Raw genomic sequence first — 8921 nt, 5'->3', positions numbered from 1 at the left:
ATACGGCGATTACAGAACTGGAAGAAGAATGATCACTGAAGAAACTAGAAAAGAAATGAAAAAAGTATTAAGAGAGATACAAGACGGTACTTTTGCTAGTGAGTTTATTCAAGAGTTTAGTGCAGGCGGCAAAGCTAAATTTAATGCTACTAAAAAATTAGAAAGCGAGCATAAATTAGAGAAAGTCGGTGCAGAGTTAAGAAAAATGATGAGTTGGATTAAACAGTAATTATTATACATTTTGTAATCCAAAGCATCTTTTAAGTAAATGATGTTTAATTATAAAAGGGTTTTAACAATGAGAAAGATTAAGATTTTTGATACTACTTTAAGAGATGGAGAACAATCTCCTGGTTGTACTATGAATTTGGCTGAAAAATTAGAGATGGCAGCTGAATTAGATAAATTGGGTGTTGATGTTATAGAAGCAGGATTTGCTATATGTTCTGATGATGACTTCAATGCTATAAGAGAAGTAAGTAAAGTTGTAGAGAATGCTAAATTAGCAAGTTTGGCAAGATGCAATAAAAAGGATATAGACAGAGCTTATGAAGCACTTACTGAGGCAAAACATCCTATGCTTCATACTTTTATAGCTACAAGCGATATACATTTAAAGCACAAATTAGAGATGACTAGAGAGCAGGTATTAGAAATAATAAAAGAATCTGTTTCTTATGCTAAAACAAAATTTGATTTTATAGAGTTTTCTGCTGAAGATGCTTCAAGAAGCGATAGAGAATTTTTAGCCAAAGCATATTCTGTTGCAATAGAGAATGGTGCTACTACAATAAATGTCCCTGATACAGTAGGATATACTACTCCGTTAGAAATGGCAGATTTGATAAAGTATTTAAAAGAGAATGTTAAAGGTATAGAAAATGTTGATATATCTGTGCATTGCCATGATGATTTAGGACTTGGCACTGCTAACTCTTTGTCTGCTGTTTTGGCTGGAGCTACTCAGGTGGAATGTACTATTAATGGCATAGGTGAGCGTGCCGGTAATGCAAGTTTGGAAGAAATTGTAATGGGCATTAAAACTAGAAAAGATTTTTATAATGCTTATACCGATATTAATACTAAACGTATTTATAAAATTTCTAAATTATTATCTACAATTTCCGGTATGGTAGTTGCTCCTAATAAGGCTATAGTAGGTGCCAATGCATTTGCTCATGAGGCAGGAATACATCAGCATGGAGTATTGAAAGAACGTTCTACTTATGAAATTATGAATGTTGAAGATATAGGAATACCTCAGAATAAAATGGTGTTAGGTAAGCATTCAGGCAAGCATGCTTTCAAAGATAGAATTGAATCTTTGGGATATGATATAGATGATAAGGCTTTGGAAGATGCATTTGTAAAATTCAAAAATTTAGCTGATAAAAAGAAAATAGTTACTGATACTGATATTGAAGCATTATTAATAGGAAATACTAATGTAGAAAATCCTATGTATACTTTAAAAAGCTTTATGGTTAATGACAGTGATTCTATATCTTCTTTTGCTTCCATATCTATACTTGATAATAAAGAAAATGTTGTGGAAGGTATAGGAAAAGGAAACGGACCTATTGATGCTGCATTCGGTGCTATCGATACTGTTACATCTAATAGAGCTAAATTAGTAAATTATAGTATTAATGCTATCACTGAAGGCGAGGATGCTTTGGGAGAGGTTATTGTAAGATTAGCTTCTGATGATAAAACTGTAATCGGCAGAGCTGTCAGTACAGATATTATTGAGGCTAGCTTAATGGCTTATATTAATGGTTTGAATAAATTATAATAATTATTTATAAGAGGCTTTATATAAGCCTCTTTACTATTTTTAAATTAATTTAAGGATACTAATATGACTATTACTCAGAAAATTTTAGCAGCACATGCAGGTGTTGATAAAGTTGAAGCAGGCGAGCTTATTATGGTTAAAACTGATTTAGTTTTAGGAAATGATATAACAAGTCCTGTTGCTATAAATGAATTTGAAAAATATGGATTCAATAAAGTTTTTGATAAAGAAAAAATAGCTTTGGTTATGGATCACTTTGCTCCGAATAAAGATATCAAAGCTGCAGAACAATGCAAACAATGCAGAGATTTTGCCAATAAGCATGATATTACAAATTATTATGATGTAGGAGATATGGGAGTTGAGCATGCTCTTTTACCTGAAAAAGGTTTAGTAGCACCAGGTGAAGTTATAATAGGAGCGGACTCTCATACTTGTACTTACGGAGCTTTCGGAGCTTTTTCTACAGGAGTAGGAAGTACAGATATGGCTGCTGCTATGGCTACAGGCCAGGTTTGGTTTAAAGTTCCTTCTGCTATTAAGTTTAATCTTAAAGGAAAATTAAAACCAAATGTATCCGGTAAAGATGTTATACTTCATATTATAGGTATGATAGGAGTTGACGGAGCATTGTATAAATCTATGGAATTTAGAGGTGAAGGAGTTTCATCTTTAACTATGGACGATAGAGCTTGTATTGCTAATATGGCCATTGAGGCAGGAGCAAAAAACGGAATATTTGAAGTAGATGATCAAACTATTGAGTTTTTAAAAGATATAGTAAAAAGAGATTATACTGTTTTCAAAGCTGATGATGATGCAGTTTACGAAAAAGAGTATGATATTGATTTGTCTTCTATAGAGCCTACAGTTGCTTGTCCTCATTTACCAGAGAACACAAAAGAAGCTAAAGAATTAAAAGATATAAAAGTTGATCAGGTTGTTATTGGTTCTTGTACTAATGGAAGATTATCCGATATGGCAACAGCTGCTAATATATTAAAAGGAAAGAAAGTAGCTAAAAATGTAAGATGTATAATTATCCCTGCTACTCAGAAAGTTTATAAAGAATGTATAAAATTAGGTTATATGGATATATTTATTGATGCAGGCTGTGCTGTATCAACTCCTACATGCGGACCTTGTTTAGGCGGATATATGGGAATACTTGCACATGATGAGGTTGCGGTTACTACAACTAATAGAAATTTTGTAGGAAGAATGGGAGATAAAACTTCAAAGGTGTATTTGGCTAGTCCTGCTACTGCTGCATACAGTGCTATAACAGGATACATAACAGAGCCTAAATAATTATTTGTAAGGAGATATTGTAAATGAAAGCTAAAGGTTTTGTTCATAAATATGGTGATAATGTTGATACAGATGTTATTATTCCGGCAAGATATTTAAACACTTCCAATCATAAGGAGCTTGCTGCTCATTGTATGGAAGATATTGATAAAGATTTTGTAAGTAAAGTAAAGTCAGGCGATATAATGGTTGGAGGAGATAATTTCGGATGCGGTTCTTCAAGAGAGCATGCTCCTATTGCTATTAAAGAATCTGGAATATCTTGCGTTATAGCTTCTTCTTTTGCTAGAATATTTTATAGAAATTCTATTAATATAGGACTTGCTATATTAGAATGCGATGAGGCAAGCAAGAAAATAAATGCAGGCGATGAAGTTGAAGTTGATTTTGATAATGGTATAATAAAGAATATAACTAAAAATGAAAGTTATAAAGCAGAGCCTTTTCCGGAGTTTATAAAAAATATTATTAACTCTAACGGGCTTTTGAACTCTATAAAAAATTATAAAGGATGATTATTTATGGAAAAAAATATTGTTGTTATTAAAGGAGATGGCGTAGGTCCTGAAGTAGTAGGTAAAGCCATTGATGTACTCAATAGAATATCTGAAAAATATTCTCATAAGTTTAATCTTGAATATGTGGATATGGGAGGATGTTCTATAGACAAGTATGGAGTGCCTCTTACAGATGAAAATGTGGAAAAATGCATTAAGTCTGACGCTGTTCTTTTAGGTTCTGTAGGCGGTCCTAAATGGGATAAAGTTGATCCTGATAAGAGACCTGAAAGAGGTTTATTAAAACTTCGTAAAGAGATGAATCTTTATGCAAATATCAGACCTACAAAAATATTAAAATCATTAGAATATGCTTCTCCTCTTAAAGAAACTATATGTAAGGATATGATAGATTTTATCATGGTTAGAGAGCTTACGGGCGGAGTTTATTTCGGAGAGCATAAATTTGAAACAGTAAACGGTGTTAGGCAGGCTACAGATTTTATGCTTTATACTGAAACAGAAATAAGAAGAATAGGTAAGGTTGCTTTTGAATTGGCTAGAAATTTAAAAAGACCTTTAACTTCTGTTGATAAAGCAAATGTTCTTCACACTTCTAAATTATGGCGTGAAGTTATGAATGATTTAGCTAAAGAATACAGCGATGTAGAATATAATGATATGTATGTTGATAATGCTGCTATGCAGATTGCATCTAATCCTTCACAATTTGGTGTTATAGTTACAGAAAATATGTTTGGAGATATACTTTCTGATGAAGCTAGCGTTATAAGCGGATCTATTGGTATGGCGCCTTCTGCAAGCCTTTCTGATGGAAATTTAGGATTATATGAACCTATTCATGGTTCTGCACCTGATATTGCTGGAAATGATTTAGCTAATCCTATAGGTACTATACTTTCACTTGCCATGATGTTTAGATATTCATTTGGCATGAATGATGAAGCTGATGATATTGACAATGCTGTTATTAGAGCTATAGATGAAGGTTATAGAACACGTGATATAATGCCTAAACACAATATGATGGCTTATTTATATAAAGAAGTGAAATGTTCTGAGATGGGAGATATAATAGTATCTAACATATAATACGTTTGATATATTATGATTATTGCAGTAATTAAGAATTTGTAGTTTATTTTCTGATTACTGCAATAATATTGTGTAATTATACTTGACAATCGATTTATAATGTACATAATAGATATTATATGAATTAAGTAATTTGAGGGCTTGTAGAAGTGGAATATAGTGATAAAGAACTTATTTTGGAGCTTCAGGAAGATAATAAATTGCTTTCGTCCAAAATAGATGTTTATAAAGAAGAGATAAGTGAATTAAAAAATAAGTTGGAATATGCCAAAAAATTTTTTACTTTATATGAAAGTATTATGGAGCATTCCCGAAATGAAACTAAAGAGCTTACAGAAAGAGTTAAAGAATTAGAAGAAGAAATAAAAAGATTAAAGAATGAATAATATTTTATATTCTGCCAAAAATAATAATCAAAAAATATATATAGCTGTACTTTCAAAGGGATATAATATTAATGCTAAAGATATCACTTTGGAATATAGAAAATACAAAGAAGAAGAGTTTTTTAAATATACTAATTTTGATATAAATAAGTCTATTTTTATGCATCAGGTTCATAAAGACAATATAGTTAAAATAGATGAATCTAACATTCATTTATTTGGAGGAAGAGAAAATCTTGTTGAAGGTACAGATGCTTTAATAACTAATCTTAAAAATACACCTTTAATAGTTCAAACAGCTGATTGTGTGCCTATAATACTTTATTGTGATGAAAGCAAATCGATGGCTGCTATTCATTCAGGATGGAGAGGAACTGTTCAAAATATTACAGCAAAAACAATTTCTTTAATGAAAAAAGAATACAATGCTAATCCTTCAAAAATGTATGCTTATATTGGTCCTTATATAGCCCAAAAGGATTATGAGGTAGGAGATGAAGTTGCTGTACATTTTCAAAATAAAACTATGATTAATAATAAGTGGCATATTGATAATGGTTTGGAAATAAAACAGCAGATGTTGGCATCGGGTCTTTTAGAAAATAATATAGAACTTTCTCATCTTAATACTCATGATGAAGTTTTTTATTCTTACAGACGCGATGGGGTTCAGGTTGGAAGAATGCTTACTCTTGGTGTAATATTATAATAATTATTATGCTTAATATAAAGTTTTTTAACTAAATCTAATAATTAAAAATAGTTTCATTTTTCAAATTTCATTAATTATCAAAATTATATTAATCGTGCGTTAAACTCAGCACTAAATTTAATTCAAAATTGGGCGGGTATGCTTTTTCTTTATAAATCAATAAATATTAATAAAACTAAAAATTATAATGAATCTATGAATCTAGAGGGCGGGGTATGTTAATATATTTTTTAATTTAAAGTAGTATTAATGCACGATTAAATATATTAATTATATATGAAATTGTTATGATTTAATCACTTTGACAATTATAATTTTAGTATTATAATATTTGGAATTATATTAATTAATTTAAGAAAGGTTTATTATTTATGTATGAAATGAAAACAATCGTAGGAACTAGTCAGATTGATAAAGACGGACTTTTAAAAACTTCATCTATATTTGATTTGATGCAGGATTGTTCATTTTTTCAATTAGATTCTGATATAGAGCTTACAAAATATTTTAATGAAAATAATGTCAGTATGTTTTTAGTATCAAGGCAGGTTGATATATACAAACTTCCTAAATACAGCGATAAAGTGATAGTACGCACTTATGTATATGAATGTAATGAGGCTTATGGTTATAGAAATACTGTAATATATGATGAAAATTATAATGAGCTTGCTATTTGCTATGCTATAGGAGGATTTGTAGATTTATCTAATGGTAATTTAATTAGAGTGCCTTCTTCGATTATAGAAAATTTTAAATTTGATGAGAAGCAGGAGATGAATTATTTGCCTAGAAAAATAAAAGTTGATAATAATGCTTTAAAAGAAGTTGATAGATTTAAAGTAAAAAAATATTTTATAGATGATAATAATCATGTAAACAATGCAAGATATATTGATATGGCAATAGATTATGTTGATGATTATTATAAAAGAATAAGAATAGAATACAGAGTACCTGCTGCTTTAGGCGATACTATCGTTGTAAAGAAAGCTTTAATTGATGATAAGGTTTTATTAAAGTTTGACAGTGAGGATGATAAAACTTATGCTATATTAGAGTTTTCTTATAATTTAGATTAATTTTATAATAAAAAATATACTAAGAAAGGAAATAAAAACTATGAAAATTGCTATAGGCTGCGATCATTCAGCTATTGAATTAAAAAAAGAGATAATAAAATATTTAGAAGAATTGGGACATACTGTTACTGATTATGGTACACATACTGCAGAAAGTGTTGACTATCCTATATATGGAAAAAAAGTTGCTGATGCTGTTGTAAGCAAAGAATGTGAATGCGGTGTTTTAATATGCGGAACTGGTATAGGAATTTCACTTGCCGCTAATAAAGTAAAAGGTATAAGGGCGGCAGTTTGCAGTGAGCCTTATTCTGCTAAGCTTTCTAAACAGCATAATAATTCTAATATAATAGCTTTCGGTGCTAGAGTAGTAGGTGTTGATTTGGCTAAGATGATAGTTAAGGAATGGCTCGATGCTGAATATGAAGGCGGAAGACATGCTAGGAGAGTTGATTTGCTTACAAAAATAGAGAACGGCGAGGAAATTTAATTTTTATAATTATTATTGATTTACAAAAAACAAAGGGCTTTGAGTTTTTTAATTGACTTAAAGTCTTTTTTTATAAAATTTTTATATATAAAAATTATAATAAGTTAAATAACTTCTAATCAATTATTAAATTTACATATCAAAAATAATAAAATAATCAAAACTTTACTTTTACAATTATTTTTGTATAATAATATTATGAAAGATTTGGATAAATTAAAACAAATATTAAATGAACCTATTACAATTGAAAATTTAAATAGAATTAATGATTATTTTGTACGCTATTTATTTTCACATGAAGGTAATGAAAATATAGCTTTAAATTTTATTAATGCCGTATTTAAAGATTTAAATTTTGAAACTTTTAAGAAAATAGAAATACTTAATCCATTTAATATAGCAGAAAATTATGACGAATAAAGAAAGTATTGTTGATATAAAAGCTACTACAGAAATAGGTATAACTGTTTTAATAGAAATACAATCCAAAGGAAATGAAGATTTTATAAAAAGAGCTTTATATTATTGGGCTTATAATTATAGTTCTAGTTTAAATAGAGGTTCTTTTTATGATGAATTAAAACCAGCTGTAAGTATTAATATTACGAATTTTATATTAACTGATGAGAATAAAGGGCATAGCTGTTATATATTAAAAGAATTAAATAATAATAATATTTTAACAGATCATTGTCAGCTTCATTTTGTAGAGCTTCCTAAATTCAATTTTAAAGATATTAATAAAAGAGAAAATGTTGATAATATACATAAAGAATTCATTTCTTGGGTTAAATTTTTTAAGGGGGAAGATATGTCTATTTTAATGAAAGAAAATACTATATTTGAAGAAGTAGAAAAAAAATGCCGTACTTTTGTTAATGATAGTCCTGTAATGGATAAGTATAAAAAACGTGAAGTAGATACTTATTTTTTTAATAGGAGTATTGAGTTAGATATAAAGAAGGCTAAAGAAGAAGGTATTAAAGAAGGTATTAAAGAAAATAAAATATCTATGGCAAGAAATATGAAGAATGATAATGTAGATGTTAATATAATTTCTAAATATACAGGATTAAGCATAGAAGAAATAGAAAAATTATAATATATAATTAATTTTAATATAAAGGGCTTTGAGTTGATTAAAAAACTAAAGCCCTTTATTATTTTTTATTTATTGTATTCTTCTATTAACTTACTAAAGAAACCTCTTTCTAAATCAATAGCTTTTATTCTGCTTTTGTGATTAAATTTAGCAGCATCTGTTTTGTAATTATAATAATGTTCTTCTTCTTTTTTGTTATTATCTGATATATTATATTTTTCCATAGAAAATTTATCTAAATAAAAATCATTATTTTCTATTATGAATGTATAATAATATACACCGTCATCATCGGTTGCTTCTATTGTAACGTAATTTTTTGATGAAGCAATATCATAAGTTTGTGAGTAGTCATCATTTTGCATTGGATAAAAGCCTGTTATAAACTGTGCTTTATTTTCATCGTTTTTATCTCTTTTCCATA

General features: G+C 28.7%; 8 protein-coding genes and 3 pseudogenes. 10 read left to right on the top strand and 1 reads right to left on the bottom strand.

Annotated elements, in window-relative coordinates:
• The 10 genes and pseudogenes from Q0J90_RS01435 to Q0J90_RS01390 all read left to right on the top strand — a co-directional run.
• Positions 1-229: pseudogene (locus Q0J90_RS01435) on the top strand (ketol-acid reductoisomerase); the annotation flags it as partial.
• 69 nt (positions 230-298) lie between these two features.
• Positions 299-1795 carry a 2-isopropylmalate synthase gene (locus Q0J90_RS01430; RefSeq protein ID WP_297276215.1) on the top strand — a complete coding sequence of 499 codons (1497 nt, stop codon included), beginning with the start codon at positions 299-301 and terminating at the stop codon, positions 1793-1795.
• Positions 1796-1861: 66 nt separating this feature from the next.
• Positions 1862-3109, top strand: coding sequence for a 3-isopropylmalate dehydratase large subunit (gene leuC, locus Q0J90_RS01425; protein WP_297276214.1), 1248 nt, complete (start codon positions 1862-1864; stop codon positions 3107-3109).
• 23 nt (positions 3110-3132) lie between these two features.
• Positions 3133-3624, top strand: a complete 492-nt coding sequence (gene leuD, locus Q0J90_RS01420; protein ID WP_297276213.1) for a 3-isopropylmalate dehydratase small subunit — start codon at positions 3133-3135, stop codon at positions 3622-3624.
• A gap of 6 nt (positions 3625-3630) precedes the next feature.
• Positions 3631-4719 carry a 3-isopropylmalate dehydrogenase gene (leuB, locus tag Q0J90_RS01415; protein WP_297276212.1) on the top strand — a complete coding sequence of 363 codons (1089 nt, stop codon included), beginning with the start codon at positions 3631-3633 and terminating at the stop codon, positions 4717-4719.
• 152 nt (positions 4720-4871) lie between these two features.
• Positions 4872-5108 carry a hypothetical protein gene (locus Q0J90_RS01410; protein ID WP_028329649.1) on the top strand — a complete coding sequence of 79 codons (237 nt, stop codon included), beginning with the start codon at positions 4872-4874 and terminating at the stop codon, positions 5106-5108.
• Positions 5101-5817, top strand: a complete 717-nt coding sequence (pgeF, locus tag Q0J90_RS01405; RefSeq protein WP_297276211.1) for a peptidoglycan editing factor PgeF — start codon at positions 5101-5103, stop codon at positions 5815-5817. The genes Q0J90_RS01410 and pgeF overlap by 8 nt, the downstream gene beginning before the upstream one ends.
• A gap of 374 nt (positions 5818-6191) precedes the next feature.
• Positions 6192-6902, top strand: coding sequence for an acyl-ACP thioesterase domain-containing protein (locus tag Q0J90_RS01400; RefSeq protein ID WP_297276210.1), 711 nt, complete (start codon positions 6192-6194; stop codon positions 6900-6902).
• 40 nt (positions 6903-6942) lie between these two features.
• Entirely contained in the window at positions 6943-7392 is a 450-nt protein-coding gene (gene rpiB, locus Q0J90_RS01395; protein WP_297276209.1) for a ribose 5-phosphate isomerase B, read from the top strand.
• 198 nt (positions 7393-7590) lie between these two features.
• Positions 7591-8497: pseudogene (locus tag Q0J90_RS01390) on the top strand (Rpn family recombination-promoting nuclease/putative transposase).
• A 65-nt stretch (positions 8498-8562) separates the two neighbouring features.
• On the opposite strand, the pseudogene Q0J90_RS01385 reads toward Q0J90_RS01390, so the two are convergent.
• Positions 8563-8921: pseudogene (locus Q0J90_RS01385) on the bottom strand (ankyrin repeat domain-containing protein); the annotation flags it as partial.

The organism is uncultured Brachyspira sp. (assembly GCF_944390595.1).
Lineage (GTDB): Bacteria > Spirochaetota > Brachyspiria > Brachyspirales > Brachyspiraceae > Brachyspira.
The sequence above is the reverse complement of the archived record's forward strand: the minus strand, read 5'-3'. Positions and strand labels throughout refer to the sequence as shown.

Coding starts and splice junctions, on each gene's coding strand:
- Q0J90_RS01430 (WP_297276215.1), top strand. CDS start 299: ATGAGAAAGATTAAGATTTTTGATACTACTTTAAGAGATGGAGAACAA.
- leuC (WP_297276214.1), top strand. CDS start 1,862: ATGACTATTACTCAGAAAATTTTAGCAGCACATGCAGGTGTTGATAAA.
- leuD (WP_297276213.1), top strand. CDS start 3,133: ATGAAAGCTAAAGGTTTTGTTCATAAATATGGTGATAATGTTGATACA.
- leuB (WP_297276212.1), top strand. CDS start 3,631: ATGGAAAAAAATATTGTTGTTATTAAAGGAGATGGCGTAGGTCCTGAA.
- pgeF (WP_297276211.1), top strand. CDS start 5,101: ATGAATAATATTTTATATTCTGCCAAAAATAATAATCAAAAAATATAT.
- Q0J90_RS01400 (WP_297276210.1), top strand. CDS start 6,192: ATGTATGAAATGAAAACAATCGTAGGAACTAGTCAGATTGATAAAGAC.
- rpiB (WP_297276209.1), top strand. CDS start 6,943: ATGAAAATTGCTATAGGCTGCGATCATTCAGCTATTGAATTAAAAAAA.